The 24,712-nt window shown below is 69.8% G+C and carries 21 protein-coding genes and 1 riboswitch; of the genes, 12 read left to right on the top strand and 9 right to left on the bottom strand.

Annotated features, from left to right (window positions below; all coding sequences use genetic code 11):
- The first annotated feature begins 70 nt into the window (after positions 1-70).
- The 6 genes from ACZ562_RS24740 (at position 71) to ACZ562_RS24715 (ending at position 7,343) form a co-directional block, all read left to right on the top strand.
- On the top strand, positions 71-1,411 hold the full coding sequence (locus ACZ562_RS24740; RefSeq protein WP_471182974.1) for an HD-GYP domain-containing protein: 1,341 nt from the start codon (positions 71-73) through the stop codon (positions 1,409-1,411).
- Entirely contained in the window at positions 1,408-2,691 is a 1,284-nt protein-coding gene (locus ACZ562_RS24735) for an HD-GYP domain-containing protein (protein ID WP_471182972.1), read from the top strand. Before ACZ562_RS24740 ends, ACZ562_RS24735 begins: the two co-directional genes overlap by 4 nt.
- Before the next feature lie 104 nt (positions 2,692-2,795).
- Entirely contained in the window at positions 2,796-3,776 is a 981-nt protein-coding gene (locus tag ACZ562_RS24730) for a tetratricopeptide repeat protein (RefSeq protein WP_471182969.1), read from the top strand.
- A gap of 185 nt (positions 3,777-3,961) precedes the next feature.
- The gene (def, locus tag ACZ562_RS24725) at positions 3,962-4,612 is read left to right on the top strand and encodes a peptide deformylase (protein ID WP_471182966.1); all 651 of its coding nucleotides are present in this window, start codon (positions 3,962-3,964) and stop codon (positions 4,610-4,612) included.
- A gap of 278 nt (positions 4,613-4,890) precedes the next feature.
- Positions 4,891-5,976 carry an epi-isozizaene synthase gene (cyc1, locus tag ACZ562_RS24720; RefSeq protein WP_471182963.1) on the top strand — a complete coding sequence of 362 codons (1,086 nt, stop codon included), beginning with the start codon at positions 4,891-4,893 and terminating at the stop codon, positions 5,974-5,976.
- Positions 5,973-7,343 (top strand): bifunctional albaflavenone monooxygenase/terpene synthase, encoded by a 1,371-nt coding sequence (locus tag ACZ562_RS24715; protein ID WP_471182960.1) that lies wholly within the window; start codon positions 5,973-5,975, stop codon positions 7,341-7,343. The genes cyc1 and ACZ562_RS24715 overlap by 4 nt, the downstream gene beginning before the upstream one ends.
- A gap of 4 nt (positions 7,344-7,347) precedes the next feature.
- On the opposite strand, the gene ACZ562_RS24710 is transcribed toward ACZ562_RS24715, so the two are convergent.
- Positions 7,348-8,337 carry a GlxA family transcriptional regulator gene (locus ACZ562_RS24710; RefSeq protein ID WP_471182958.1) on the bottom strand — a complete coding sequence of 330 codons (990 nt, stop codon included), beginning with the start codon at positions 8,335-8,337 and terminating at the stop codon, positions 7,348-7,350.
- Between the two features lie 93 nt (positions 8,338-8,430).
- Here ACZ562_RS24710 and ACZ562_RS24705 point away from each other — a divergent pair, with 93 nt between their 5' ends.
- A complete protein-coding gene (locus ACZ562_RS24705) occupies positions 8,431-8,643 on the top strand; it encodes a hypothetical protein (protein WP_471182955.1) in 213 nt (70 codons plus the stop codon).
- Here the strand turns inward: ACZ562_RS24705 and ACZ562_RS24700 are convergent.
- The 6 genes from ACZ562_RS24700 to ACZ562_RS24675 form a co-directional block, all read right to left on the bottom strand.
- On the bottom strand, positions 8,610-9,065 hold the full coding sequence (locus ACZ562_RS24700; protein WP_471182952.1) for a hypothetical protein: 456 nt from the start codon (positions 9,063-9,065) through the stop codon (positions 8,610-8,612). The genes ACZ562_RS24705 and ACZ562_RS24700 overlap by 34 nt on opposite strands.
- A 120-nt stretch (positions 9,066-9,185) precedes the next feature.
- Positions 9,186-10,199, bottom strand: coding sequence for a ribonucleotide-diphosphate reductase subunit beta (locus tag ACZ562_RS24695; protein WP_471182949.1), 1,014 nt, complete (start codon positions 10,197-10,199; stop codon positions 9,186-9,188).
- Positions 10,199-12,553, bottom strand: a complete 2,355-nt coding sequence (locus ACZ562_RS24690) for a ribonucleoside-diphosphate reductase subunit alpha (protein ID WP_471182946.1) — start codon at positions 12,551-12,553, stop codon at positions 10,199-10,201. The genes ACZ562_RS24695 and ACZ562_RS24690 overlap by 1 nt, the downstream gene beginning before the upstream one ends.
- Before the next feature lie 123 nt (positions 12,554-12,676).
- Positions 12,677-12,816: riboswitch (cobalamin riboswitch) on the bottom strand.
- Between the two features lie 158 nt (positions 12,817-12,974).
- A complete protein-coding gene (gene mctP, locus ACZ562_RS24685) occupies positions 12,975-14,585 on the bottom strand; it encodes a monocarboxylate uptake permease MctP (protein ID WP_471182943.1) in 1,611 nt (536 codons plus the stop codon).
- Entirely contained in the window at positions 14,582-14,845 is a 264-nt protein-coding gene (locus ACZ562_RS24680; RefSeq protein WP_471182941.1) for a DUF3311 domain-containing protein, read from the bottom strand. Before ACZ562_RS24680 ends, mctP begins: the two co-directional genes overlap by 4 nt.
- A 225-nt stretch (positions 14,846-15,070) precedes the next feature.
- On the bottom strand, positions 15,071-15,835 hold the full coding sequence (locus tag ACZ562_RS24675; protein WP_471182938.1) for a GntR family transcriptional regulator: 765 nt from the start codon (positions 15,833-15,835) through the stop codon (positions 15,071-15,073).
- A 410-nt stretch (positions 15,836-16,245) separates the two neighbouring features.
- On the opposite strand from ACZ562_RS24675, the gene ACZ562_RS24670 reads away from it, so the two are divergent.
- The 4 genes from ACZ562_RS24670 to ACZ562_RS24655 all read left to right on the top strand — a co-directional run bounded on the left by ACZ562_RS24670 (position 16,246) and on the right by ACZ562_RS24655 (position 20,932).
- Positions 16,246-17,532 carry an extracellular solute-binding protein gene (locus ACZ562_RS24670; protein WP_471182935.1) on the top strand — a complete coding sequence of 429 codons (1,287 nt, stop codon included), beginning with the start codon at positions 16,246-16,248 and terminating at the stop codon, positions 17,530-17,532.
- Between the two features lie 71 nt (positions 17,533-17,603).
- Positions 17,604-18,587: a carbohydrate ABC transporter permease gene (locus ACZ562_RS24665; protein ID WP_471182933.1), complete on the top strand. Its 984-nt coding sequence runs from the start codon at positions 17,604-17,606 to the stop codon at positions 18,585-18,587.
- Positions 18,584-19,435: a carbohydrate ABC transporter permease gene (locus ACZ562_RS24660; protein ID WP_471182930.1), complete on the top strand. Its 852-nt coding sequence runs from the start codon at positions 18,584-18,586 to the stop codon at positions 19,433-19,435. Before ACZ562_RS24665 ends, ACZ562_RS24660 begins: the two co-directional genes overlap by 4 nt.
- Before the next feature lie 9 nt (positions 19,436-19,444).
- A complete protein-coding gene (locus ACZ562_RS24655) occupies positions 19,445-20,932 on the top strand; it encodes a glycoside hydrolase family 3 protein (RefSeq protein ID WP_471182927.1) in 1,488 nt (495 codons plus the stop codon).
- A 261-nt stretch (positions 20,933-21,193) separates the two neighbouring features.
- On the opposite strand, the gene nagB is transcribed toward ACZ562_RS24655, so the two are convergent.
- Complete coding sequence (nagB, locus tag ACZ562_RS24650) at positions 21,194-21,979, bottom strand: glucosamine-6-phosphate deaminase (protein ID WP_471183373.1); 786 nt, start codon at positions 21,977-21,979, stop codon at positions 21,194-21,196.
- A 562-nt stretch (positions 21,980-22,541) separates the two neighbouring features.
- Between nagB and ACZ562_RS24645 the strand changes: the two genes are divergently transcribed.
- Positions 22,542-24,017, top strand: coding sequence for a sensor histidine kinase (locus ACZ562_RS24645; RefSeq protein WP_471182924.1), 1,476 nt, complete (start codon positions 22,542-22,544; stop codon positions 24,015-24,017).
- A 208-nt stretch (positions 24,018-24,225) separates the two neighbouring features.
- On the opposite strand, the gene ACZ562_RS24640 is transcribed toward ACZ562_RS24645, so the two are convergent.
- Positions 24,226-24,483 (bottom strand): WhiB family transcriptional regulator, encoded by a 258-nt coding sequence (locus tag ACZ562_RS24640; RefSeq protein WP_003992873.1) that lies wholly within the window; start codon positions 24,481-24,483, stop codon positions 24,226-24,228.
- Between the last annotated feature and the right edge of the window lie 229 nt (positions 24,484-24,712).

Raw genomic sequence — 24,712 nt, 5'->3', positions numbered from 1 at the left:
AGCCCCGCGGGTCCCCCTCCTGCCGCCCTAGGCTCCGGAACCTGGACTGCCATGGCCGGGGAGGGGCGTGATGGAGACGGTTCCGGCACGGGCTCGTGCGTACGTCTCCTGTGTCGGCGTCGCCGGGCTGGTCTGTCTGTCGCCGCTGCCGGCCGTGTGTACGCCTTGGTGGGCGGTCCTCCTGCTCACCGTCCTCTACGGCGGCTGCGAGCAGGTCGCCGCCCGGTGGCGGTCTGCCGGAACCTTTTACCCCGTGCTGCTCGCCGGGGCCTTTCTGCTGCCCCCGTCCGCGGCCGCGCTCGTGCCGCTGCCGGGGGCGTTGCTTTCCCCTGTCGACCAGCGGCCGCGGGGGCTCAGGCGGATCTGGCGGGCCGCCCAGCTCGTCGTCGGCGTGTGGGTGGCGGCGCGGGTGCACTGGGCGTTCGGCGGGCGGGCCGCGGTCGTGGCGTCCGACTTCCCGTACGCGCTCGTCCCGGCAGGGGCGGCCGTGCTGGCGTTCTGTCTGGTGCTCGCCGCCCTGGACGGGGGGATTCTGGCGCTCGCCGAGCGGGTGCCGGTGCACAGGGCCTGGCGGGGGCTGTTCCTGCGGTCGCCGGCTCCGGTCACCGTCCACGGGCTCGCCGGGCTGATGATGGCCGTGCTGTGGAGCAGTCCCTACGGGCCCTTCGCCGCGTTGCTCGTACTGATCCCGATGTGTGTCTCGTGGTGGGTGTTCGCGCAGTACCACCGGGAACGGGCGGCCCACCGGGCGACGATCCGGGCGCTGGTGCAGGCCGTCGACATCAAGGACGGGTACACCCGCGGGCACAGTGAGCGGGTCGGGCAGGCGTCGATGATGATCGCGCGTGAGCTCGGGATGGACGACGAGCGCGTCGAGGTGCTGCGGTTCGCCGGGATCCTGCACGACGTGGGGAAGCTCGGGGTTCCCACGCGGCTGCTCAGGAAGGACGGGCCGCTGACGCCCGAGGAGCGGCGGGTGATCGAGCTGCATCCCGAGTACGGGCACGAGATGGTGCGGGGGATCTCCTTTCTCGGGGAGGCCCGGGCGGCGGTGCTGCATCACCACGAGCGGCTGGACGGGAGCGGGTATCCGTACGGGCTGATGGGGAGCCAGATTCCCGAGTCGGCGCGGGTGGTGGCGGTCGCCGACGCGTTCGATGCGATGACGTCCACCCGGTCCTATCGCCGGGCGCGTCCGGTTGCCGTTGCCCTGGAGGAGCTGGAGCGGTGTGCGGGCGCACAGTTCGATCCGCGGATGGTCGCGGCGTTGGGGCAGGCGCTCGGGCGGTGCGGGTGGCATCCGGCGGTCACAGCCGACGACTTACGGTCCCCTCCCGGTTCCCCACCGGGCGCACCTGTTTCCGGTCGGCCGAGCTTGCACCCCGACAGCGTCGGCCGGAGCGCCCCATGACGTCGACGCGGCCCCCTTTCGCCCTCGGTCTCGTTCACGCCTCTGCCGGACTCCTCGCTGCCCTCTCTCTCCTTCACACTCTCCGGACCGGCCTCCAGGAACGCCCCGTCGCCCTCGCCTTCGGTCTGCTCGTCACGGTGGGTGAGCTCACCCTTCCCCACTCTCGGCTTCGCCCGACCGGGGGGACCTCCGTGACCGGCGCCCCGGCAAGGGAGGCCGCGCCGCTCGGGGCCGCCGGGGCCCTGTCGTACGCGCTGCTCGGCGAGGACGCGGGACAGCCGACGCATCACGGCGCCTTTCAGGCCGTCGCCGTCGTCCTGGCCGCCTCCCTTCTCGGCAGCGTGCCGCACATAGCGCGGGGGCAGGGGCCGGCGCTCGACCATCTCGCCCGGCGCGTGCTGACCGTCGGGTTCGCGGCCGTGTGCTTCCAGCCTCTTTACGGCCAGGGCGTGTTCGCGGCCTGGGGCGGGACCGCCTACGCCCTGGTGCTGCTCGCGCTGCTGTCCCTGACCGCGCTGTGCGACGCCCTGCTCGCCGCCGCGCTGGCGCGCTCCCGCACCGACTGGCCCTTCGGCCCGCTGCTGCGGGACGAACTACGGGCGCTGCTCGGGATCGGGTCCGCCGTGATCGCGACGGGGGCGGTGATGGCCGTCGCCGTCGCCGTGGCCGGGCTGTGGGCCCTGCCTGTGTTCTCGCTGCCCCTGCTGCTCACCCAGATGTCCTTCGGGCGGTACGCGGCCGTACGGATCACGTACCGGCAGACCATCACCTCCCTCGCCCGGGCCACCGAGGTCGCCGGATACACCCCGGCCGGGCACGCCCGGCGCGTCGCCGTGCTCAGCCAGGCCGTCGGGCGGGAACTGGGGCTGTCCGGGCCCGAACTGACCGTGCTGGAGTACGCGGCCCTGATGCACGACATCGGGCAGCTGAGCCTGGTCGATCCGGTACCGGCGGGGGCCACCGCCGGCCTGCCGGCCGTCGAACAGCGGCGGATCGCGCTCCTCGGAGGGGCTGTCGTACGCCAGACCGGGGTCGACGCGGCGGTCGCCGTGGTCGTGGAGCGGCAGGCCGACCCCTGCCGGGAGCAGCCCGTGGCCGCGCGGATCGTGCGGGCCGTGAACGCGTACGAGGAGAAAGCCCGGGACGCCGGGCCCGGCGGCGCCCTGAAGGCCTTGGAGGAACTGCGCCTGGCGACTGCGGGGGAGTATGCGCCCGAAGTGGTGGAGGCGCTGGCCACGGTCCTGTCCCGGGACTGTCTGACCCTGCCCGCGACGGGGTAACCCATGGGTAATGAGCGCCCTTCCAGCCGTACGTGGTTGGATGCGAAGAAGAGGGTGTCCGGGGGCACAGCCAGCCCACTCCACGGAACTGGCAGGCGGGAATCGTGAGGATCTTCGGCAAGGGACGGCACCGGCCCTCCGCCTCCTGGCGGCAGGCCACAGACCGCGCGTTCACGCTGATCGGCGACGGCCGGTACGAGGACGCGGGCGCGCTGCTTACGCGGGCCGCCGATCTGGAGCCCTGGCTGTCCGAGTCGTGGTTCAACCTCGCCCTCCTCCACAAGTTCCGGCACGACTGGGAGCAGGCCCGGGCGGCGGGACTGCGCGCCGTCGCTCTGCTCGACCGGGAGACCGGGGCGCCCGACTGGTGGAACGTCGGCATCGCCGCCACCGCCCTGCAGGACTGGCCGCTGGCCCGGCGGGCCTGGCAGGCGTACGGGCTGCGGGTGCCCGGGGGCGCCACGGCGGCCGGCGAGCCCCTCGGCATGGACCTCGGCAGCGCGGCCGTACGGCTGTCGCCCGAGGGGGAGGCCGAGGTGGTGTGGGGGCGGCGGCTGGATCCGGCGCGCCTCGAAGTGCTCTCCATCCCCCTGCCCTCCTCCGGACGGCGCTGGGGCGAGGTCGTGCTGCACGACGGGGTGCCCCATGGTGAGCGGACCACCGCCGCCGGGCACTCCTATCCCGTCTTCGACGAGATCGAGCTGTGGGCGCCCTCACCCGTCCCCACCTGGGTGGTCCTCCTGGAGGCCGCCACCGAGGCCGACCGGGACGCCCTGGAGCAGCTCGCCGCCGACGCGGGGTTCGCCGCGGAGGACTGGTCGTCGTCCGTGCGGCTGCTGTGCCGCATGTGCTCCGAGTCCCGCATGCCGTCCGACGAGGGCGACGGCGAGCATCTCGATCCGCACGATCACAGTGAGCCGGGGCATCCCGGTCCTCTCGGGCACCGGACCGACGGGCAGCTGTGGGTGCCGGAGCGGGAGTGCGGCATCGCCGCCCCCGCCTCACTCGTACGGGGTCTGCTCGACGGCTGGGTTGCGGACAGTCCGGACTCTCGTGACTGGCGGGATCTCGAAGAAGTCTGTTAAGGGTTGCCAGTGCCGCGTCAGCCCGGGGCCTGGCTGACGCGCCGCTGGCTGCGGGTCCGTCGTGGCTGGCCGCCCCCGGTGGCGGAGCCGCACGCCGCACTGCCCCGCGCCCGTGCGGGGTGCGTTCCCCGTACCCTGTATCAGCAGCACACCCCCGTTTTTTCTGAGGAAGGCATACGTCGGTCATGGCGCAGCAGGACACCGATCAGCAGCACGCGGGCGTGCTCCCCGTGGACGACGAGGGCTTCGTCATCGACACCGGGGAGACGGAGGAGCGCGAGAACGCCTGGCGTGAGCGCGGCACCTCACGGCCGATCACGGTGGTCGGGAACCCGGTGCTGCACAAGGAGTGCAAGGACGTCACCGAGTTCGGCGAGGAGCTGGAGCAGCTGGTCGCGGACATGTTCGCCTCGCAGCGCACCGCCGAGGGTGTGGGCCTGGCCGCCAACCAGATCGGCGTCGACCTGAAGGTCTTCGTCTACGACTGCGGTGACGACGAGGGCGTCCGGCACGTCGGTGTCGTCTGCAACCCCAGGCTCGTCGACCTGCCCGCCGACAAGCGCCGCCTCGACGACAGCAACGAGGGCTGTCTGTCCGTGCCCACCGCGTACGCGCCGCTCGCCCGCCCGGACTACGCCGAGGTCACCGGGCAGGACGAGAAGGGCAACCCGATCAGGGTGCGCGGCACCGGCTACTTTGCCCGGTGTTTGCAGCACGAGACCGACCACCTCTACGGGTACCTCTACATCGACCGGCTTTCCAAGCGCGAACGCAAGGACGCGCTGCGGCAGATGGCCGAGAACGAGCCCCGCTACCCCGTGGTCGCCAACGACTGACGCCCCACGACTCCCGTACGTACGGCGTCTGTTCAGGTTCCTCTGCCTGAACAGACGCCGTTCGTCTGTCCGTCGCACGCTCGATCGCGTGTGCTCGTCCAGTGATCCGTAACCCGGCACAGAGGGGGGATTCTCAGCACTGCGGGGTAGTGAATGGAGCAAATCCGTTCCCAGAACGGTCAGTTGTAGTGCTGAATGGGCAGTGCGGGGATACGCAACGGCGCACGCCCCGCACAGAGGGAGGGCGTGCGCGACTGGCGGCTGAGAGGGGTTTGTTCGTGCATGCTTTCCCACGCAGCACCACATCGACACCGACGGCGATCGCCATCCCGCCCTCGCTCTCTCTTCCGGTGATCGAGGCAGCGTTTCCCAGGCAACTCCACTCGTATTGGCCCAGGCTCCAGGAGAAGACACGCACCTGGCTGCTGGAAAAACGGCTCATGCCTGCGGACAAGGTGGAGGAATATGCCGACGGCCTGTGCTACACCGACCTCATGGCCGGGTACTACATCGGCGCCCCGGACGAGGTCCTGCAGGCGATAGCGGACTACAGCGCGTGGTTCTTCGTCTGGGACGACCGGCAGGACCGTGACATCGTCCACGGCCGGGCCGGCGCCTGGCGGCGGCTCAGGTTCCGCTTACACGCGGCCCTGGACTCACCCCGGACCCATCTGCACCACGAGGACCCAGTGGTCGCCGGGTTGGCGGACGGTGTGATGCGGCTGTACTCGTTCCTGCCCGGGACGTGGAACGCGCGGTTCGCCCGCCACTTCCACGCGGTGATCGACGCGTACGACCGGGAATTCCACAACCGCACCGTGGGGAGGGTTCCCACGGTCGAGGAGTATCTCGCCCTGCGCCGCCTCACCTTCGCGCACTGGATCTGGACCGACCTGCTGGAGCCGAGCGCGGACTGTGAACTTCCGGACCGCGTACGAAAACACCCGGCATACCGGCGGGCGGCGCTGCTCAGCCAGGAATTCGCCGCCTGGTACAACGACCTCTGCTCGCTCCCGAAGGAAATAGCGGGCGACGAGGTCCACAACCTCGGACTCAGCCTCATCAAACACGGGGGACTGAGCCTCGAAGAGGCGGTCTCGGAAATCCGGCGACGTGTCGAGGAATGCATTTCCGAATTCCTCGTGGCTGAACGGGTTGCCTTACGGTTCGCGGACGGCCTCGTCGACGGCACCGTGCGGGGAAAGGAACTGAGCGCCGCCGTTCGGGCCTGCCTCGCAAATATGCGGAACTGGTTCAGTTCCGTCTACTGGTTCCACCACGAGTCCGGCCGGTACATGGTCGACAGCTGGGACGACCGGTCCACGCCCCCGTACGTCAACAACGAAGCGGCAGGTGAGAAATGACCGTCGAGTCTGTGAAGCGCGAAGCCCCCGACGCGGTGGAGCTTCGTGAGCCGCCCCTCGCAGGCGGGGGTGTCCCGGCCCTCGGCCACGGCTGGCAGCTGGCCCGCGACCCGCTGGCCTTCATGGCCCGGCTGCGCGACCACGGCGACGTCGTACGGCTGAAGCTCGGACCGAAGACGGTGTACGCCGTCACCACGCCGGCCCTCACCGGAGCCCTGGCACTGAGCCCCGACTACATCATCGCCGGACCGCTGTGGGAGTCACTGGAAGGTCTGCTCGGCAAGGAGGGCGTCGCCACCGCCAACGGTCCGCTGCACCGGCGCCAGCGGCGCACCATCCAGCCCGCCTTCCGGCTCGACGCCGTCCCCGCGTACGGGCCGATCATGGAGGAGGAGGCGCACGCGCTGACCGAGCGCTGGAAGCCGGGCGAGACGATCGACTGCACCTCCGAGGCCTTCCGCGTCGCCGTGCGCGTGGCCGCTCGCTGTCTGCTGCGCGGCGACTACATGGACGAGCGGGCCGAGCGGCTGTGCGCCGCGCTCGCCACCGTCTTCCGCGGTATGTACCAGCGGATGGTGGTCCCGCTCGGACCGCTCTACAGGCTGCCCCTGCCGCCCAACCGCAAATTCAACCGGGCACTGGCCGATTTGCATCTCGTGGTCGACGAGATCGTCGCCGAGCGCCGGGCGTCTGGTCAAAGGCCGGACGATTTGCTGACGGCATTGCTGGAGGCGACGGACGACAATGGCGACCCGATCGGGGAACAGGAGATCCATGATCAGGTCGTGGCCATACTCACCCCCGGCAGCGAAACCATCGCGTCCACGATCATGTCGCTGCTGCAGGTGCTCGCCGACCATCCCGAACACGCGGACAAGGTGTGCGCGGAGGTCGAATCCGTCACCGGCGGCGGGCTGGTGGCATTCGAGGACGTCCGGAAGCTCGCCCACACGAACAATGTCGTCGTCGAGTCCATGCGGTTGCGTCCCGCCGTTTGGATATTGACGCGCCGGGCGGTGACCGACACGGAACTCGGTGGCTATCGCATTCCGGCCGGTGCCGACCTCGTGTACAGCCCGTACGCGATCCAGCGAGATCCGCGTTCGTATGCGCGGAACCTGGAGTTCGACCCGGACCGGTGGCTTCCGGAGCGGGTCAAGGACCTTCCGAAATACGCCATGCGCCCGTTCAGTGTGGGCAACCGCAAGTGCCCGAGCGACCACTTCTCGATGGCCATGCTGACCCTGATCACGGCAACACTGGCGGCGAGATTCCGCTTCGAGCAGGTGGCCGGGTCGAACGACGCCACGCGGGTGGGCATCACTCTGCGCCCCGACAGGCTGTTGCTCAGGGCACATCCCAGGTGAGGGGTCAGGCCGCGTCCGGATCGGCATCCGGCACGGCCTGCGGCCCCCGGAACGTGCGCCGGTAGGCGTTCGGGGTGGTCCCCAGCGCGCGTACGAACTGATGGCGCAGCGCGGCCGCGGTGCCGAAGCCCGTCCGGCCCGCGATCGCGTCCATCGTCTCGTCCGTCGCCTCCAGCAACCGCTGAGCCAGCAGCACCCGTTGGCGCAGGATCCAGCGGTACGGAGTGGTCCCCGTCTCCTGCTGGAAGCGGCGGGCGAAGGTGCGCGGGGACATGTGGGCACGGTCGGCGAGCTGCTCGACGGTGACCTCCTCGTCGAGGTGGTGCTCCATCCACACCAGCACCTCGCCGACCGTGTCGCAGGGCGACCGGGGCAGCGGCCGCTCGATGTACTGGGCCTGCCCGCCGTCCCGGTGCGGCGGTACGACCATCCGCCGGGCGATCTTGTTGGCGACCTCGGGCCCCTGTTCCTTGCGGACGATGTGCAGGCAGGCGTCGATGCCGGCGGCGGTGCCGGCTGAGGTGATCACCGGGTCCTCGTCGACGTACAGCACGTCCGGCTCGATGATCGCCCGAGGACAGCGCACGGCGAGCTCGTCGGCCTGCCGCCAGTGCACGCTGCACCGCCGCCCGTCGAGCAGCCCGGCGGCGCCCAGCACGAAGACGCCCGAGCAGACGCTGAGCACGCGGGCACCTCGCCCGACGGCCCGCACCAGGGCATCCAGCAGTTCGGGCGGATAGCCGCGCGTGACGTAGTCGCTCCCCGCCGGTACGGCGATCAGGTCGGCCTCCTCCAGCCGGTCGAGGCCGTACGGCGTGGCGACGGTGAGTCCGCCGACATGGGTGCTGAGGCTCGGGCCCTCCGCCGAGACGACGGCGAAGTCGTACACCGGCAGGCCCTCGTCGCTGCGGTCGATGCCGAAGACCTCGCAGACGACGCCGAGTTCGAAGGGGTGCACGCCGTCGAGCAGGACGGCGGCGACGTTTTTCAGCATGCTGCCAGTATGCCTCGAAAGTGGCAGTAATTCGAGGGTGTGCGGCAGTCCTGCCACTGACGGTAAGGGGCATTCGGCGGGACAGTGGCATACATGAACACGACGCACATGGACGCCCTCATCGGAATACTGACCGTCCTCGGGACCTTGGTGCTCATGGCCACCCCCGCCGTGATCGGCATCGTGCGCGAGCGCCGCATCGACCGTCAGATCAAGGAGGCGGAGCGACCGGGCCAGGACGCCGTCCGCCCCGGGCGACCCCGACCCCGGCGCTACGTCACCACGACCGTGACCGACCACTCCTGAAGGCCCTCACATGCGACCCGGCCGGGGTGGGCGGCACACAGCGGGCGGTACGACCTGAGCCGTACCGTCCCGGCCGAGACCGCCTTGAAGGCCGCGGAGGCGTCGCCCGGCTGGAGCACGATGCCGCTGTTGGTGGCCTCGAGAGCGCGGCCCGAGACGGCGACGGGCGTCCAGGGGCGCGCGGCGGTGCCGTCGAGGCCGATACGGATCACGTCTCCGGTCACCAGACAGATCCTGCGGCCGGAGTCGGCGGCGGTGAGCGTCGCCCGAGCCGTAGCCGTACAGCCCTTCTGGGAAGTCGTGGGGGACGGCGGCACAGTGCCGCCGCTGCCCGCCCCGCCGCCGCTCTGCGCGCCGCAGCCCGCGAGAAGAAGCGTCACTGCCGCGAGAGCGGCGATCCGGTGGTGGCTCGTTCGGCTCATGGGGGCCCTCCTCCCCGGTTGGACGTGCCACCCCGGTGTCAGGATCCCCGTCGCGGGCTGTCCCCCGACCCACGCCGAGGCACAGCCCACCTGCCGTATCCGGTCCTGGAACGTCTCCCCCTAGAACTCGTCGTCGAAGGAGACCGAGCCCTCGACGGCGACCTGGTACGCCGACGGGCGGCGCTCGAAGAAGTTCGTCAGCTCCTGGACGCCCTGCAGCTCCATGAAGGAGAAGGGGTTCTCCGAGCCGTACACGGGGGCGAAGCCGAGGCGGGTCAGGCGCTGGTCGGCGACACACTCCAGGTACTCGCGCATCGAGTCGGTGTTCATGCCCGGCAGGCCGTCACCGCACAGGTCGCGCGCGAACTGCAGCTCGGCCTCGACGGCCTCCCTCAGCATGTCGGTGACCTGCTGCCGGAGCCGGTCGTCGAAGAGGTCCGGCTCCTCCTTGCGGACGGTGTCGACGACCTCGAAAGCGAAGCTCATGTGCATCGTCTCGTCACGGAACACCCAGTTGGTGCCCGTGGCGAGGCCGTGCAGCAGTCCCCGGCTGCGGAACCAGTAGACGTACGCGAAGGCGCCGTAGAAGAACAGGCCCTCGATGCACGCGGCGAAGCAGATCAGGTTGAGCAGGAAGCGGCGGCGTTCGGCCTGTGTCTCCAGACGGTCCAGCTTCTCGACCGAGTCCATCCACTTGAAGCAGAACTCCGCCTTCTCGCGGATGGACGGGATGTTCTCGACCGCGGCGAAGGCGGCCGCCCTGTCCTCCGGGTCGGGGAGGTAGGTGTCCAGCAGCGTCAGATAGAACTGGACGTGGACCGCTTCCTCGAAGAGCTGGCGCGACAGGTACAGGCGCGCCTCCGGGGAGTTGATGTGCTTGTACAGCGTCAGCACGAGGTTGTTCGCCACGATCGAGTCGCCCGTCGCGAAGAACGCGACCAGCCGGCCGATCAGGTGCTGCTCGGCGGGACTGAGCTTCGCGAGGTCGGCGACGTCCGAGTGGAGGTCGACCTCCTCCACCGTCCAGGTGTTCTTGATGGCGTCCCGGTAGCGCTCGTAGAAGTCCGGGTAGCGCATGGGGCGGAGGGTGAGTTCGAAGCCCGGATCGAGAAGGTTCTTCTGGGTGGAGCTCATTACTGGCAGGCCTCGCAGGACTCGGGGTTCTCAAGGGAGCAGGCGACGGCCTCTTCAGAGGTCGCCTGCTGTACGGGAACGGTGGCTTGGGCGGCGCGGGCGATCCGGGTCGCCGGGCGCGAACGCAGGTAGTACGTCGTCTTCAGGCCCTGCTTCCAGGCGTACGCGTACATCGAGGAGAGCTTGCCGATGGTCGGTGTCTCCAGGAAGAGGTTCAGCGACTGGGCCTGGTCCAGGAACGCGGTGCGCGCGGCGGCCATGTCGATCAGGCCGCGCTGCGGGATCTCCCACGCCGTGCGGTACAGGGCGCGTACGTCGGCCGGGATCCACGCGAAGTCCTGCACCGAGCCGTTCGAGTCGCGCAGCGCCTCACGGGTACGGGCGTCCCAGACGCCCAGCTCCTTCAGGTCCTTCACCAGATACGAGTTGACCTGGAGGAACTCGCCCGACAGCGTCTCGCGCTTGAAGAGGTTCGAGACCTGGGGCTCGATGCATTCGTAGACGCCTGCGATCGACGCGATGGTGGCGGTCGGCGCGATGGCGAGGAGGAGGGAGTTGCGCATGCCGGCGGAGGCGATGCGCTCGCGCAGGGCCGCCCAGCGCTCCGGCCAGGTGAGCTCCACGTCGAAGTGGTCGGGGTGCAGCACGCCCCGGGCCGTGCGGGTCAGCTCCCACGCCGGCAGCGGGCCGCTCCGCTCGGCGAGGCCGGCGGACGCCTCGTACGCGGCGAGCATGATCCGCTCGGCGATACGCGTGGAGAGCGCCTTCGCCTCCGGCGAGTCGAAGGGCAGGCGCAGCTTGAAGAAGACGTCCTGCAGACCCATCGCGCCGAGGCCGACGGGACGCCACCTGGCGTTGGAGCGGCCCGCCTGCTCGGTCGGGTAGAAGTTGATGTCGACGACGCGGTCGAGGAAGGTGACGGCGGTGCGGACGGTGGCGTCGAGCCGCTCCCAGTCGATGTCGCCGCCGGTGACGAACGCCCCGAGGTTGACCGACCCCAGGTTGCAGACCGCGGTCTCCCCGTCGTCCGTGACCTCCAGGATCTCCGTGCAGAGGTTGGAGGAGTGGACGACATGGCCCGGAGCCGCCGTCTGGTTGGCCGTCCGGTTGGCGGCGTCCTTGAAGGTCATCCAGCCGTTGCCGGTCTGCGCGAGGGTGCGCATCATCCGGCCGTAGAGGTCGCGGGCCGGCATGGTCTTGCGCGCGAGCCCCTCGGCCTCGGCCTTGCGGTAGGCGGCGTCGAACTCCTCGCCCCACAGGTCGACCAGCTCCGGCACGTCGGCGGGCGAGAACAGCGACCACTGCTGGTCGGCGTTGACCCGGCGCATGAACTCGTCCGGGATCCAGTGTGCGAGGTTCAGGTTGTGGGTACGGCGGGCGTCCTCGCCCGTGTTGTCGCGCAGCTCCAGGAACTCCTCGATGTCGGAGTGCCAGGTCTCCAGGTAGACCGCGGCCGCGCCCTTGCGCCGGCCGCCCTGGTTCACGGCGGCGACCGAGGCGTCCAGGGTCTTCAGGAACGGGACGATGCCGTTGGAGTGCCCGTTCGTGCCGCGGATCAGCGAACCGCGGGAACGGACCCGGGAGTACGACAGCCCGATGCCGCCGGCGTGCTTCGAGAGGCGGGCGACCTGGTGGTAGCGGTCGTAGATGGAGTCCAGCTCGTCCAGAGGGGAGTCGAGGAGGTAGCAGGACGACATCTGGGGGTGCCGGGTGCCGGAGTTGAAGAGCGTGGGGGAGGAGGGCAGGTAGTCGAGGCGGCTCATGAGCCCGTAGAGCGCCGCGACCTCCTCTAGCGACCGCACCGTGTCGTCCTCGGCCAGACCGCTCGCGACCCGCAGCATGAAGTGCTGGGGCGTCTCGATCACCTGACGGGTGATCGGGTGCCGGAGCAGGTAGCGGCTGTGCAGGGTGCGCAGGCCGAAGTAGCCGAAGCGGTCGTCGGCAAGGGGGTCGACGAGCGCGTCGAGGCGGTCGGCGTGGAGGCGCACGAACGCGGCCGTGCGGTCGGCGACGAGCCCCTCGCCGTGCCCGACCGCGACGGACTCCGTGAACGTCGTCACGCCCTGCGAGGCGGCCTCGGCGGCGATGCTGATCGTCAGCAGCCGGGCGGCCAGCCTGGAGTACGCCGGGTCGTCGGAGATGAGGCCGGCGGCCGCCTCGGTGGCCAGCTCCCGCAGCTCCGCCTCGTCGGCCCGAGCGGACCGGCCGCGCAGCGCGGCGGCGGCGACCCGGCCGGGGTCGGCGTCGGGGAGGTCGGCGGTCAGCTCGGTCAGGGTCCGCAGCAGCGCTGCGCCGGGACCGTCGTCGGCCACGGGGCTGGCTGCTGAAGCCGGGTCGGCTGGCGCGATGGTCACGTGGGGCTCTCCCTCGCTCGGCACGGGGCCTTGCGGAGGGCAGGGGGCAGCTCACGAGCGCACGCGGCGTCGCGTCCACCGGCCCATTCCGCGAGGCCCGGACGTCATGGCACGCCGGCCGGACGGCCGGGCGCACTGTCGGCAGGTCCTCGGACTGACGCGTGTACGCGTCCGCTTCGGGGGCGGACGTGCACAAGTACACCGTTGCGGGACAGTTCCGGATTCGCACCGGATTCCCCTGCGGCGACAGCGAGCTTGAGCATACATCTTGTGCCGGGCTGCGGTGACACCCCCAGATGTTGTGTCGTGGTGGCTTCGCAGCGTCAACTCGTAGGTGAGAAGAGTTATGCCGGGCACGGCAGCGGGCCGCCGCGGTCCTGCTCCCCGGCGGCCCGCTGCGGGTCGTACTTGCTCAACGGCGTCAGTGGCCTGCCCCCGCCGTGGCAGGCGGCAGCTCCACCTCCACGCCCGGGTCGCCCGCGTCCGCGGTGTAGTCCTCCGGCTTGGTCTGGTCGACGCCCTCCGGGGCCTTCGCGGCCTTCAGGACGAAGGTGATGACCACGGTGACGACCACGTTCAGCACGAACGCCGTCAGGCCGATGTAGCCGATCTCGCCGATGCCGGGGATCTCCTTCGCCGAACCCCCGAAGTGCTTCTGCGTGGGAGAGGCGACGCCGTACGCCGCGAACGTGCCGTAGATCATGCCGACCGCCCAGCCGGCCAGCAGTGCCCAGCGGTGGAACCAGCGGGTGAACAGGCCGCCGACCAGGGCCGGGAAGGTCTGCAGGATCCAGATGCCGCCGAGGAGCTGGAAGTTGATCGCCACCGTCTTGTCCATGGTCAGGACGAAGACCAGGGCGCCCACCTTCACCAGGAGCGACACCAGCTTGGAGACCCTGGTCTCCTCTTCCGCCGTCGCGTCCGGCTTGATGAAGTCCTTGTAGATGTTGCGGGTGAAGAGGTTCGCGGCCGCGATCGACATGATGGCCGCCGGGACCAGTGCGCCGATGCCGATCGCCGCGAAGGCCACGCCCGCGAACCAGTCCGGGAACATGTTCTCGAACAGCTGCGGGATCGCCAGCTGCCCGTTGGTGACCTCGACCCCGGCCGCGATCGCCATGAAGCCCAGCAGGGCGAGCAGGCCCAGCATCAGCGAGTACAGGGGCAGGATCGTGGTGTTGCGGCGGATCACCTCGCGGCTGCGCGAGGAAAGCGTCGCCGTGATCGAGTGCGGGTACATGAACAGCGCGAGCGCGGAGCCCAGTGCCAGGGTGGCGTACGTCCACTGGCCGGCCGGGGCCGGGACCAGTCCGCCCGCGCCCGCCGCCGTGAACTTCTCGCCCGCCTTGGCGAAGACGTCGTCGAACCCGCCCAGCTTGATCGGGATGTAGATGATCGCCACGGCGATGACGATGTAGATCAGCGTGTCCTTCACGAACGCGATCAGCGCGGGGGCGCGCAGCCCCGACGAGTACGTGTACGCGGCCAGCACACCGAAGGCGATCAGCAGGGGCAGATCCTTCACGAACCAGTTGGTGTTCTCGCCGCCGCCGACACCCATCACGTCGAGGACGGCCTGGATGCCCACCAGCTGAAGGGCGATGTACGGCATCGTCGCCAGGATGCCGGTCACGGCGACCGCCAGCGACAGGCCCTTCGAGCCGAAGCGGCCGCGCACGAAGTCCGACGTCGTGACGTATCCGTGCTTGTGGGACACCGACCACAGGCGGGGCAGGAACGTGAAGATCAGGGGGTAGACCAGGATCGTGTACGGCACCGCGAAGAACCCCGCCGCGCCGGCCGCGTAGACCGCCGCCGGGACGGCCACGAAGGTGTACGCCGTGTACAGGTCGCCGCCGAGCAGGAACCAGGTGATCCAGGTGCCGAACGACCGCCCGCCCAGGCCCCATTCGTCGAGGCTGTGCTCGTTCTCGGCCTTGCGCCAGCGGGCGGCGAGGAAACCCATGACGGTGACGGCCAGGAAGAAGACGATGAAGACGGCGAGCGCGACGCCGTTGACTCCGTCCTTCACTCCGGCGCACCCCCGTTCCGCGTGGCGCGGGCGCGCTGGTCACGCCGCCACAGCGTGTACGCGACCATCGTCAGCGCCGTGGAGACGACCACCCACAGCATCTGGTACCAGTAGAAGAACGGGATGCCGGCGAGCGCCGGGTCGATCTTGGCGTACGACCCGACCCACAGCATCGCGACGAACGGAGCGACGAGACAGATCGCGATGACGACGCGGGCCGGTGTCACCACCGATGGTTTCACTTCGGGCACTTCTGGCATACGGCGACTCCGTCCCCTCACTGATCACCTGTTGTAACGCGCGGGCAATCTAGGCGACGGTGTCAGGAAAGCGAAAGACCCCGTCCGCACATCGGCTTCAGCGGCAACGGAACCCCTGGCGGGGCCGTCCTCCTGACGCCGTGTCCGCATCCGTCGAAGGCGCGCCGGGTCGGCACCTCCGCCCCGGGGCGGCCCGCGCGCAGGTGGGCGGCATCGGTGTGTGCGCTACTCCTGTGGACGCTTCAACCTCGCCACGAACTTGTAGCGATCTCCCCGGTAGACCGACCGAACCCATTCCACCGGCTGGCCCTCCCTGTCCAGCGAGTGCCGGGAGAGCATCAGCATCGGCAGGCCCACGTCCGTGCCCAGCAGGCCGGCTTCGCGCGGAGTGGCCAGCGAGGTCTCGATGGTCTCTTCGGCCTCGGCGAGGTGTACGTCGTATACCTCGGCCAGGGCCGTGTACAGGGACGTGTACTTGACCAGGGACCGGCGCAGGGCCGGGAAGCGCTTCGCCGACAGGTGCGTCGTCTCGATGGCCATCGGCTCGCCGTTCGCCATGCGCAGCCGCTCGATGCGCAGCACCCGCCCGCCGGCCGTGATGTCGAGCAGCTCGGCGAGCCGGTCGTCCGCGGTGATGTAGCCGATGTCCAGGAGCTGCGAGGTGGGTTCGAGGCCCTGGGCGCGCATGTCCTCGGTGTACGAGGTGAGTTGGAGCGCCTGCGAGACCTTCGGCTTGGCGACGAAGGTGCCCTTGCCCTGGATGCGCTCCAGGCGGCCCTCGACGACCAGTTCCTGGAGAGCCTGGCGCACGGTCGTGCGCGACGTGTCGAACTCCGCCGCCAGTGTGCGCTCGGGAGGGACCGGAGTACCGGGCGCCTGGGTCTCCGTCATGTCGAGCAGGTGCTTCTTCAGGCGGTAGTACTTGGGCACGCGCGCGGTACGGACGGTCGTCCCACCCTCGTTCTCCGCACTGCTGACGTCGGTGCTCATGGTCCGCCTTCCCGGCTCCTGGTGCCGAAACGACCGACATCCCGTCGGTCACGGCTCACATCGTGGCACGGCAGCGTACCGGGGTGCGCCCCGCACGCTCCGTGATCCCCTCTGTATACCGTCGGGACCGGTGTTGGTCTAGTCCACCGCGCCGTCCCGGAGCCGGTGGTTCACCGCAACTGGTACGTCCGATCTGTCGCTTGGGGGTGAAAGGTCATTGCATATCTCGGTCCTATCACGGACGCCTGGAGCCTGCTGAAACACCCTTGACAGTCCTATTGGTCTGGGCCAAGCTCCCCTCACTGGTCTACACCATTGGTCCAGGACCCGGCCCCATAGGCGGTACGTGCTTCGACGCCGGTAACCGCGGGGAGGCAGGGGGGTTTGTGTGCATCCCTGAGGAGGGTGGCGTGAAGCGCAAGCTGATAGCCGCGATCGGTATCGCGGGCATCATGGTCTCCATCGCGGCGTGCGGGGACGACAGTGGCAGCGGTGGTTCGGACGGCAAGGGCGCGGACGCCAAGGAGCTGACCGTCTGGCTCACCGTCGACGCCCAGAACAACTGGCCTGACCTGGTCAAGGCCGCCGACGCCGCGGTGCAGAAGAAGCACCCCGGCATCAAGATCAACCACGAGTACTACGGCTGGCCGGACAAGAACACCAAGCTCGACGCGGTCCTCGCCACCGACAAGGCCCCCGACGTGGTCGAGATGGGCAACACCGAGATGCTCGCCTACATGGTCAACGGCGCCTTCGCCCCCGTCGACCCGGCCAGGTTCGACAACTCCTCCGCCTGGCTGGACGGCCTGAAGGCCTCCGTCACCTACCAGGGCAAGACCTACGGCGTGCCGTACTACGCCGGCGGCCGCGTCGGCAACTGGCGCAAGGACCTCTTCGCTTCGGCGGGCGTCAAGTCCGCCCCGAAGACCTACAAGGAGCTGACCGCGGCCCTGGACAAGGTCCAGAAGAAGGAGGGCGGCAAGTTCAGCGCCTGGTACCAGCCCACCCGTGACTGGTACGCGGCCATGTCCTTCGTCTACGACGCCGGCGGCTCCATCGCCAAGGAGGAGGGCGGCCGGTGGAAGGCCGGCCTCTCCTCGCCGGAGTCCGTCCAGGGCCTGACCGACTTCAAGAACGTCGTCGACAAGTACATGCACGGCGACAAGACCAAGGACGAGTCCGACCGGTACATCGTCTACGGCCAGGGCAAGTCCGGCATGATCTTCGGCGCCGCGTGGGAGGGTGCCACGGCGGCCGACCCGAAGAACGACAAGACCGGCAAGCTCAAGGACAACCTCGAGAACTTCGTGATGCCCGGCCCGTCCGGCGGGAACCTCCCCGTCTTCCTGGGCGGTTCCGACCTCGCCATCCCGTCGAAGTCCGGCGCGCGGGCCGTCGCCGCCGAGTGGATCAACGCCTTCACCGGAACCTCCGGCCAGAACGGCCTGATGGCCAAGGGCAACCTGCCCAACAACAAGACCGGCCTCGCGACCCTGAAGGACGACCCCGCGACCGCGGTCCCCGCCACCGCGGCCGAGTCCAGCTGGTTCGTCCCGATGGCCCCCGGCTGGGGCAAGGTCGAGAAGGCCCAGATCCTGCAGACCATGCTGCAGGACATCGGCACCGGCAAGAAGTCGGTCGAGGCCGCCGCGAAGGAGGCGGACGCCGCGATCGACGAGGTCATCAACACCAAGTGACCGGAGGCGGGGCTCCGTTGGGGCGGAGTCCCGCCGTCCGTACGACCTGAGGGACCGCTGAGGAGCGCGCGATGAGTGTCGCAGACACGACCACCCCCGCCAAGGTGCCGCCACCCCGGTCGGTACCACCCCCGTCCGTAGCGCCGCGGCCCGTCAAGCGGACCTCGGCCGGCGCCGCCACCCCCTGGCTGCTGCTCGCACCCTGCCTGCTGATCCTGCTGCTCGTCCTCGGCTATCCGCTGGTCCGCCTGGTCACCCTCTCCTTCCAGAACTTCGGGCAGCCGCAGCTGTGGGGCTTCCAGCCGGCCGAGTCGGCCGGGTTCGGCAACTTCACCAAGGTGCTGGGCGACGGCGAGTTCTGGGCGGTGGTCCTGCGGACGATCGTCTTCGCGGCCGGCTGCGTGATCTTCACTATGGTCGCGGGCATGCTGATCGCGCTGCTGCTGCAGCGGGTCTCCGGCTGGGTGAAGACCCTCGTCAACATCGCGCTGGTGGCCAGCTGGGGCATGCCCATCATCGTCGCCACCACGGTCTTCAAGTGGCTGTTCGACGCCGACTACGGCATCCTCAACGCACTGCTCAGCAAGCTGCCCGGGGTCGAGATGATCGGCCACAACTGGTTCGCGAGCGGGCCGCAGGGCCTGGCCGTGATCATGCTGCTCGTGGTGTGGGGCGCCGTGCCCTTCGTCGTGATCACGTTGAGTGCCGGCCTCACCCAGGTTCCCGGCGAACTGGAGGAGGCGGCACGGCTGGACGGCGCGGGCGCCTGGGGCGTCTTCCGCTACGTCACCCTGCCCATCCTCAAGCCGATCATCGTGATGCTCACGACGCTTTCGGTCATCTGGGACATGGGTGTCTTCCCGCAGGTCTTCGTGATGCGCAACGGGCATCCGGAGGCCGAGTTCCAGCTCCTCACCACCTACTCGTACGACCGTGCCTTCGTGGTCAACGACTACGCGCAGGGCTCGGCGATCGCCCTGCTCACCGTGGTGCTGCTGCTCGGCGTGGTCGCCGTCTACATGCGCCAGATGCTGAAGATCGGAGACGTCGAATGAGCAGCGTGAGCACGCCCGCGACCGGACGGCCCCGGAAGTCGAGGCTCGGCTGGAACCTCCTCGGTCTCCTCGTCTTCGTGACGGCGGGCTTCCCCGTCTACTGGATGCTCAACACGGCCTCCAAGCCGGCCAAGGACGCCATCGACCCGGACCCGAGCCTGCTGCCGACCGGCATCACCCTCGCCAACTTCCGCCGGGCGCTGGACATCGCCGACTTCTGGGGCCCGGTCGGCCGCAGCCTGATCGTGTCGCTCTCGGTGGTCGTGATCGGCGTCTTCGTCGGCATGCTGGCCGCGCTCGCCATCTCCCGCTTCTCCTTCCGCGGCCGCAAGGTCGTGATCGTGGGCATCCTGGCGGTACAGATGGTCCCGCTGGTCGCGATGATCATCCCGATCTTTCTGCTGCTGAACGACCTTGAGCAGTACGACAGGCTCACCGGCCTGATCATCACGTACCTGACCTTCATCCTCCCCTTCACGGTGTGGACACTGCGCGGCTTCATCGTCAACATCCCGAAGGAACTGGAGGAAGCGGCGATGGTCGACGGCTGCTCCCGCACCGGCGCCTTCATCAGGGTCGTGTTCCCGCTGCTCGCCCCGGGCATGGTCGCCACCTCGGTCTACGGCTTCATCCAGGCCTGGAACGAGTACCTGTACGCCCTCATGCTGCTCAGCCAGAAGAACCAGACCGCGACCGTCTGGCTCGCCAACTTCACCACCAAGCACGGCACCGAGTACGCCCCGATGATGGCCGGTTCAACGATGATGGCCGCGCCGATCGTCGTCCTGTTCCTCCTCGTCCAGCGCAGGATGGCCGCGGGCCTGACCGCGGGCGCCGTGAAGGGATAGCGCCCCCCGATGACGACATTTGCCTCCGGTACGGACACCCTGACGCGCGACGCGCTGACCGTCCTCCAGCCCGGTTTCACCGGGACCGCCGCCCCCGACTGGCTGCTGCGCCGACTCGGCGAAGGCCTCGCCTCCGTCGGCCTGTTCGGCCGCAACATCGCCTCCCCCGAACAACTGGCCTCCCTGACCGCCCAGTTGCGCGCCGAACGCGACGACGTGCTCGTCGCGATCGACGAGGAGGGCGGTGACGTCACCCGCCTGGAGGTGCGGACCGGCTCCTCCTTCCCGGGCAACCACGCGCTGGGCGCGGTCGACGACGTCGAGCTGACCAGGCAGGTCGCCGCCGAACTCGGCCGCCGCCTGGCCGCCTGCGGGGTGAACCTCAACTGGGCCCCCTCGGCGGACGTGAACTCCAACCCGGCGAACCCGGTCATCGGCGTCCGCTCGTTCGGCGCCGACCCCGACCTGGCCGCCCGGCACACGGCCGCCTACATCACCGGCCTCCAGTCCGCCGGAGTCGCCGCCTGCACCAAGCACTTCCCCGGCCACGGAGACACGGCGGTGGACTCCCACCACGCGCTGCCGCGCATCGACGCGGGCGTGGAGGTGTTCCGGGAACGCGAACTCACCCCGTTCCGCGCGGCGATCGCCGCCGGCACCCGCGCGGTGATGAGCGCCCACCTCCTGGTCCCGGCCCTGGACCCCGAGTGCCCGGCCACGCTGTCCCGCAGCATCCTCACCGGCCTGCTGCGCGGCGAACTCGGCTACGACGGCCTGATCGTCACCGACGGCATGGAGATGCAGGCCGTCGCCGCCACCTACGGCATCGAACGCGGCAGCGTCCTCGCCGTCGCCGCGGGCGCAGACGCGATCTGCGTGGGCGGCGGCCTGTCCGACGACGAAACGGTACGACGCCTGCGCGAAGCCCTGGTCTCGGCGGTGCACTCCGGCGAACTGCCCGAGGAACGCCTCGCGGACGCGGCGGAACGCGTACGGGGGCTGGCGCGGTGGACGGTGTCGGCGGGCTTGGCCGACCCGGACGGCACGGCCGATTCCGAGGTCGGCCTGCGCGCGGCCCGGCGCGCCCTGAGGATCACCGGCGCGGAGGCCTTCACGCCGCTCACCGAACCGCCGTACGTGGCCGCCCTCACCCCGGTCGCGAACTTCGCGGTCGGCGCCGAGACTCCCTGGGGCGTGGCGGCCGAGCTCCGCCGCCTGCTCCCCGGCACGGAAGCGGGCAGCTTCACCGGCGAGGAGGCAGGCCCGCAGGTCCTTTCCGCGGCGGGCTCCCGCCGTATCGTCGCCGTGGTCCGCGACGAACACCGCCACCCCTGGATGGCGAAGGCCCTCGGCGCCCTGCTGTCCGCCCGCCCGGACACGATCGTCGTCGAAATGGGCCTCCCGCAGGCCGCCCCCCGAGGCGCCCTGCACATCGCCACCCACGGCGCGGCCCGAGTCTGCGGCCGCGCGGCGGCAGAGACCATCGCGGGGACGTAGCCGGCACGCCAAGGGTGGCCGGGCCCCGCGCCGGACAGCGGCCGGCACCCGGAGGCGGCTCACCTCAGCCGGATCCACACAGTGCCCACACGGCCTCGCGCCGAGTTGGCGCCCTCATGAGGCCGGTGCCGGTCAGCCCCTCCGGGCGGCCGGCACCGCCGGGCGGGCGGGCCGAGTCGCCTGTGACCGGCACCCGAACGACAAGGTGCCGGTCACCCCGTGTTCCGGGGGGCCGGCACCTTCTCGTGTCGTCGGGGGCGGCTAGATCCCCTGCCACTCGGGCTTGTCGGCGTACGTGTGCCGGAAGTAGTCGGCGAGCTTCAGCTTGGACGCGGCTGCGTCGTCGACCACGACGGTGGCGTGCGGGTGGAGCTGGAGCGCGGACGCCGGGCACACCGCGGCGACGGGCCCCTCGACGGTCGCCGCGACCGCGTCCGCCTTGCCCTCGCCGGTGGCGAGAAGCACCAGGTGCCGCGCCTCAAGGATGGTTCCGATGCCCTGCGTGATGACGTGGTGCGGCACCTGCTCGATGTCGCCGTCGAAGAAGCGCGCGTTGTCGATCCGGGTCTGCTCGGTCAGCGTCTTGATCCGGGTCCGCGAGGCGAGCGAGGAGCAGGGCTCGTTGAACCCGATGTGCCCGTCGGTCCCGATCCCCAGCAACTGCAGGTCCACTCCGCCTGCCCCGGCCAGTGCCCCGTCGTACGCCTCGCACGCCCCCTGTACGTCCTCGGCCGTGCCGTCGGGGCCCATGAACGCGTCCATCTTGATCCCGAGCGGCTCCAGCACTTCGCGCCGCAGCACCGAGCGGTACGACTCCGGGTGCTCGGCGGGCAGCCCCACGTATTCGTCGAGCTGCGCTATCCGGGCCCGCGACGTGTCCACGGCGCCGGACTTCACCTTCGCCGCCAGCGCCTCGTAAACGGGCAGCGGAGTGGAGCCGGTGGCCACGCCGAGCAGGGCGTCGGGCTTGCGCCGCAGGAGCTGTGCCATGGCCTCGGCGATGAGCTCGCCACCCGACCTGGCGTCCGGAACGATGACAACTTCCACGCTGGGCCTGCCCATCTGAGAGCGATGCTGAAGAGCGATCTGAACGACTATGTGGTTTAGACCAATCTAGCAGAAGCGAATGGGCCGGCCCAGGTCGGCGGCGCCACCCCGCGCGCAACCGGGGGCGCCCGCGGAAATTGCCATGGCCATCTGGCCCCGTACATGAACCCACAAGCGTTAGGCTGCGTGGTGGACGCCGGAGCGTCCGAACCTTCGCGGAATGACAAACAACAAACAGCCTCCAGCGCATGGACACACAGAGTGGTCTAGTCCAGAATGCGGAGGACGCAGACCTCCGTCTTCCCCGCACAGGAAGGCGGACCGAGGAACCGGAGCTCTCTGCCCTGACTGCCCCGGCTCCTCATCCTTCGGCCTACCGGGACCGCACACCCCGCGGCCGATATTGCTCCGGGCTGCGGTGCCGGGAGGGTCGAGGGTCCCTCCCAGGCGCCGCGGCCCGCGGGTGTTTCCGGACGCCGTACCGAGTTCCCGCCGGCAGACCCCGCAACGGCTCAGCCCCGGCTTTTAGGACCTGCATATACCCCCAGGTACGCTCGCACACGTGCCCTCCATGAACGAACTCGTACGCCAGCACACCGCCCTCGAGGACTCCGACCTCGAGTGGCTCCATCTGCTGGTCTCGGAGTGGCAGCTGCTCTCCGACCTCTCCTTCGCCGACCTCGTCCTGTGGGTTCCCACCCGTGACGGCACCCGCTATGTCTCCGTCGCCCAGATGCGGCCCAACACCGGCCCCACCTCGTATCAGGACGACATGGTCGGCCACCTCGTCCCGCGCGGCCGCCGCCCCTTGCTGGACGCCGCGCTCGACGAGGGCCGGATCGTGCGCGAGGGCGACCCCGAATGGCGCGAAGAGGTCCCGGTCCGGGTCGAGTCCATCCCCGTACGGCGGGACGGGCGCGTCCTCGGTGTCATCGCGCGCAACACCAACCTCCTCACCGTGCGCACCCCGAGCCGCCTCGAACTGACGTATCTCCAAAGCGCCTCGGACCTCGCGCAGATGATCGCCGCCGGCTCGTTCCCGTTCCCGAACCAGCAGGTCGACATGGACGCCTCGCCCCGCGTCGGCGACGGCCTGATCCGGGTGGACGCCGAGGGCATCGTCCAGTACGCCTCCCCGAACGCCCTGTCCGCGTACCACCGCCTGGGCCTGGCCGCCGACCTCGTCGGCCACCACCTGGGCAAGACCACCGCCGAACTCGCCCCCACCCACGGACCGGTCGACGAGGCGCTCGCCAAGGTCGCCAGCGGCTGGGCGCCGCGTGAGTTCGAGATCGAGGCCCATGACGGGGTGATCCAGTTCCGTGCGATCCCCCTCAAGCCGAAGGGCACCCGCATCGGCTCGCTGGTCCTGCTCCGGGACGTCACCGAACTGCGACGCCGCGAGCGCGAGTTGATCACCAAGGACGCGACCATCCGGGAGATCCACCACCGGGTGAAGAACAACCTCCAGACGGTGGCCGCCCTCCTGCGGCTGCAGGCGCGGCGCATCGAGTCCGACCGCGGCCGCGAAGCCCTCGAAGAGGCGGTCAGGCGGGTCGGGTCGATCGCGATCGTGCACGAGACGCTCTCCCAGAACCTGGACGAGCGCGTGGAGTTCGACGAGATCGCCGACCGCGTCCTCGCGATGGTCGCCGAGATCTCGCCGGGCAAGGTCGCCGGCCGTCGCAGCGGCCGCTTCGGCATCCTGGACGCCGAGGTCGCCACCCCCCTGTCGATGGTCCTGACGGAGATCCTCCAGAACGCCCTGGAACACGGCTTCCGTGAGGGCGACACCGGCACGGTCGAGGTCTCGGCCGTCCGCGGCGGCACCACCAAGGAGGCCCGTCTGCTGGTCACCGTCCAGGACGACGGCATCGGCCTGCCCGAGGGCTTCGACCCGCACACCGCGGGCAACCTCGGCCTGCAGATCGTACGGACTCTGGTGGAGGGGGAGTTGGGCGGCACGTTCGACATGGTCCCGGCGCCGGAGGGGGGTACGCAGGTGATCCTGGACATTCCGGTGCGGGCGCACAAGTAGTCGTCATCGCGTACGACATTGCCCTGCCGGCCCGCCCGAACCGACGGCAGACCCCTCCGGCACACAGCAAAGAGCCCCGGATCACTCGGTGATCCGGGGCTCGTGCTCGTTGCTTAGCGCATCGGGGTACTGCGCGCTGCGGCTCGGGGGCGGGAGATGCGTACTCGCTGTACGCGCCGCCAAGCTCAGGCTGTCGCGGGGCGGGTTGTCAGGCGGAGGCCTGACGGGCCCGGTTGCGGGCGGCGCGGCGCTTCATGGCGCGGCGCTCGTCCTCGCTGAGACCACCCCAGACGCCGGAGTCCTGACCGGACTCGAGCGCCCACTGCAGGCACTGCTCGATAACCGGGCAGCGACGGCAGACGGCCTTGGCTTCCTCGATCTGCAGCAGCGCAGGACCGGTGTTGCCGATGGGGAAGAAGAGCTCGGGGTCTTCCTCGCGGCAAACGGCGTTGTGACGCCAGTCCATGGCTGCTACCTCTCCTTGGTATTACGTGCTGTTTGCTTGTGAATGTGAACGCTTTCACGAATCCCTCAACAAGTGAAGGGCCTACTGCCAGATTCCCTGGCGTGGTCCTGTGGTGTGAAGAGGGGTTCTGGTGATCAGTGGAGGCCGGTGTTGCGGGCCGTCCCGATCGCCACGTAGAGACTCGCAAACCTCAGCGGCGGATACAACCCCTTCCGGAAAAGTTTTTTTG

The sequence above is a fragment of the Streptomyces sp. NPDC040410 genome (assembly GCF_055595715.1).
The sequence above is the reverse complement of the archived record's forward strand: the minus strand, read 5'-3'. Positions and strand labels throughout refer to the sequence as shown.

What these genes read in the sequence shown, in the direction of transcription:
- ACZ562_RS24740 (WP_471182974.1), top strand. Translation starts at nt 71, where the DNA reads ATGGAGACGGTTCCGGCACGGGCTCGTGCGTACGTCTCCTGTGTCGGC.
- ACZ562_RS24735 (WP_471182972.1), top strand. Translation starts at nt 1,408, where the DNA reads ATGACGTCGACGCGGCCCCCTTTCGCCCTCGGTCTCGTTCACGCCTCT.
- def (WP_471182966.1), top strand. Translation starts at nt 3,962, where the DNA reads ATGGCGCAGCAGGACACCGATCAGCAGCACGCGGGCGTGCTCCCCGTG.
- ACZ562_RS24715 (WP_471182960.1), top strand. Translation starts at nt 5,973, where the DNA reads ATGACCGTCGAGTCTGTGAAGCGCGAAGCCCCCGACGCGGTGGAGCTT.
- ACZ562_RS24710 (WP_471182958.1), bottom strand. Translation starts at nt 8,337, where the DNA reads ATGCTGAAAAACGTCGCCGCCGTCCTGCTCGACGGCGTGCACCCCTTC.
- ACZ562_RS24705 (WP_471182955.1), top strand. Translation starts at nt 8,431, where the DNA reads ATGAACACGACGCACATGGACGCCCTCATCGGAATACTGACCGTCCTC.
- ACZ562_RS24700 (WP_471182952.1), bottom strand. Translation starts at nt 9,065, where the DNA reads ATGAGCCGAACGAGCCACCACCGGATCGCCGCTCTCGCGGCAGTGACG.
- ACZ562_RS24695 (WP_471182949.1), bottom strand. Translation starts at nt 10,199, where the DNA reads ATGAGCTCCACCCAGAAGAACCTTCTCGATCCGGGCTTCGAACTCACC.
- ACZ562_RS24680 (WP_471182941.1), bottom strand. Translation starts at nt 14,845, where the DNA reads ATGCCAGAAGTGCCCGAAGTGAAACCATCGGTGGTGACACCGGCCCGC.
- ACZ562_RS24675 (WP_471182938.1), bottom strand. Translation starts at nt 15,835, where the DNA reads ATGAGCACCGACGTCAGCAGTGCGGAGAACGAGGGTGGGACGACCGTC.
- ACZ562_RS24665 (WP_471182933.1), top strand. Translation starts at nt 17,604, where the DNA reads ATGAGTGTCGCAGACACGACCACCCCCGCCAAGGTGCCGCCACCCCGG.
- ACZ562_RS24660 (WP_471182930.1), top strand. Translation starts at nt 18,584, where the DNA reads ATGAGCAGCGTGAGCACGCCCGCGACCGGACGGCCCCGGAAGTCGAGG.
- ACZ562_RS24655 (WP_471182927.1), top strand. Translation starts at nt 19,445, where the DNA reads ATGACGACATTTGCCTCCGGTACGGACACCCTGACGCGCGACGCGCTG.
- ACZ562_RS24640 (WP_003992873.1), bottom strand. Translation starts at nt 24,483, where the DNA reads ATGGACTGGCGTCACAACGCCGTTTGCCGCGAGGAAGACCCCGAGCTC.